Genomic DNA, 2,254 nt, shown 5'->3' with positions numbered 1-2,254 from the left:
TGTCAAGCGACATCAGAATCTGACCCCCTGGCGACATCCAAAACTGACCCCCTGGTTTGTTTCCTAATGGGCTGTTTCTGCAGTTGAGAGTTGAGGATTGATCAACCCGGCCTTGCGCTTGGCTCGCAGGCGATAGCTGTCACCGCGGATCGTGAGCACGTGGCTGTGGTGCAGCAGCCTGTCCAGGATGGCGGTGGCCACAACGGCATCTCCAAAGACGCCTCCCCATTCCGAGACGGATCGGTTGCTGGTCACCAGCATCGAGCCCCGTTCGTACCTGCGGCTCACAAGCTGGAAGAACAGGTGGGCGGCGTTAGCCTCGAATGGCAGGTAGCCCAGTTCGTCCACCACCAGCAGCTTCGGCTTGGTGAAGTACATCAGCTTTTCTTCCAGGCGCCCGTCCCCGTGCGCGCGCGCGAGCTGCGTGACCAGCGCTGTTGCCGCGACGTATAGCGTGGAGTAGCCGCGCGTGATCGCCTCTCGGCCGAGGGCCACCGCCAGGTGCGTCTTGCCCACTCCCGGCGGCCCCAGCAGCAGTACGCTGTCGCCGTTGGCCACCCAGCGCGATGCGGCCAGTTCGCGCACCTGCTTGGGGTCGACCGAGGGCTGCGCGTCGTACTCGAAGCCCTCCAGCGTGCGTACGTAGGGGAAGTGGGCGATCTTCAGTCCCATCTGGATGCGCCGCTCGTCCTTGCGGGCGATTTCGGCCGTGCACATCATCGCCAGCGCCTCGCGCAGATTCAGCTCTGCGCGGGCGGCTTGGTCCAGGAGCGTGTCGAGCTGATCGCGCATGGCCGTGAGCTTCAAACGCGTGAGCATCGGCTCCAGATCATTGGGCAATTCGGTGGGGACCTTCTTTGGGTTGGCCATCACCAGGCTCCCCCGAGCACGCGCTCGTACTCTTGCAGCGGTCGCAGCAGCTCGGGGGCCGGAGGCGATGAAGCCGGCCGCTCCGTCTGTCTGGGCAGCCAGGCCGCGCCCGCGAGGTGCGCGCCAACGATGCCGGCGAGATGGGTGCGCTCGATCAGCGTCTGGCGCCGCAGCACGCTTTGCGCATGGCTGGCGACCTCCTGGCCTGCGTAGTGGATTCGCACCTGGCCGTCGGCCACGCTCACCGTGACGCTCTCGCCAATGAGCCGCCACGGCACGCTGTAGCGGTTGGTGTCCAGTTCCACGCAGGCATCGCTGTGCACCCGGCGGGTGAGCTCGCGCACCTGCAGGAATGGTGCCTTGGCTGGCAGCACGCGCAGCGCAGCGCGCTCCTCGCGCTCGAAGCGCCCGATCGGCGGCTCGCCCGTGGTTCCATGAATCCTGATGTCGGCGACATCGCGCATCCACTGATCCAAGTGCCCGTGCAGGTCTTCGAAGGAATCGAAGTGGTGTCCGGCAATGGCATTGCGCTTGACGTACCCCACGCCGCGCTCGTCCTTGCCCTTGGTGCGCGGCCGGTACGGAGCGCATGCTCGCGGCAGCACGTCCCAGTAGCGACAGAACTCGTGGAACCGGTCGTTGAAACGCACCTCCCGCGTCTGCACGTCGTGCTCCTCTACCAACGCCTTGGCGTTATCCAGCAGCAGCTCGCGCGTGAGGCCGCCGAAGTGCCCGAATGCTCCCTCCAGGCCCTGCAGCCAGGCCGACTGGCGCTCGTGCAGGAAGGCGGCCACATAGGTGCGCCGCGAGTAGCCGAGGGTGGCGACGAACAGGTGCACCTTGTGGACCTCGGAGCCGATCGAGACCCGCACGCTGCCGAAGTCGATCTGCAGCTGGTGGCCAGGAGGCGTTTCGAACCGGATCGTGGCGGTGCTCAGGGCCAGCACTTGGCCGCGCAAGTGGGCCACTGCCCGCTCCACGGTGCGCAGGCTCACCTGCAGCCCGAGCTCCCGCCGCAGATCCTGCCGCACCACATCGCAGTTGCCGCGATGCTGCAAGAACCTCTCTGCGAGCCAGTGCGCGTGCTGATCAAGGCAGCCACCCCGTGGCGGCGCCCGATACGGCTGCCACCCACCTTGGCGCAGGTAGTGCCGCACCGTATTGCGGCTGCACCCCAGCTCCGCGGCGATCCTCTTGGCACCCCATCCCAGCGATGCCAGCTTGAGCATCCCCTGCACGTCCTCGGGTGTCTGCATCGCCTGGCCCCTCGGCAGTTCCTCGGACCAGACACTTTGCCTAAGTAGCTCTTCCACGCTGACCTCCTTGCACGAAGGGGGTCAATTCCTCGTGTCGTCAAGGGGTCAGTTTCTGGTGTCGCCTGACA

Annotated in this window: 2 protein-coding genes; both read right to left on the bottom strand. The window is 66.1% G+C overall.

The annotated features are described in order from the left end of the window. Window positions 1-63: 63 nt before the first annotated feature. Window positions 64-870, bottom strand: a complete 807-nt coding sequence (gene istB / locus JI746_RS27485) for an IS21-like element helper ATPase IstB (RefSeq protein WP_330893095.1) — start codon at window positions 868-870, stop codon at window positions 64-66. After that, window positions 870-2,126 (bottom strand): IS21 family transposase, encoded by a 1,257-nt coding sequence (istA, locus tag JI746_RS27480; protein WP_201693508.1) that lies wholly within the window; start codon window positions 2,124-2,126, stop codon window positions 870-872. The genes istB and istA overlap by 1 nt, the downstream gene beginning before the upstream one ends. Window positions 2,127-2,254 lie beyond the last annotated feature (128 nt).

The organism is Ramlibacter alkalitolerans (assembly GCF_016722765.1).
Taxonomy (GTDB): Bacteria; Pseudomonadota; Gammaproteobacteria; order Burkholderiales; family Burkholderiaceae_C; genus Ramlibacter; species Ramlibacter alkalitolerans.
The sequence above is the reverse complement of the archived record's forward strand: the minus strand, read 5'-3'. Positions and strand labels throughout refer to the sequence as shown.

What these genes read in the sequence shown, in the direction of transcription:
- istB (WP_330893095.1), bottom strand. Translation starts at nt 870, where the DNA reads ATGGCCAACCCAAAGAAGGTCCCCACCGAATTGCCCAATGATCTGGAG.
- istA (WP_201693508.1), bottom strand. Translation starts at nt 2,126, where the DNA reads ATGCAGACACCCGAGGACGTGCAGGGGATGCTCAAGCTGGCATCGCTG.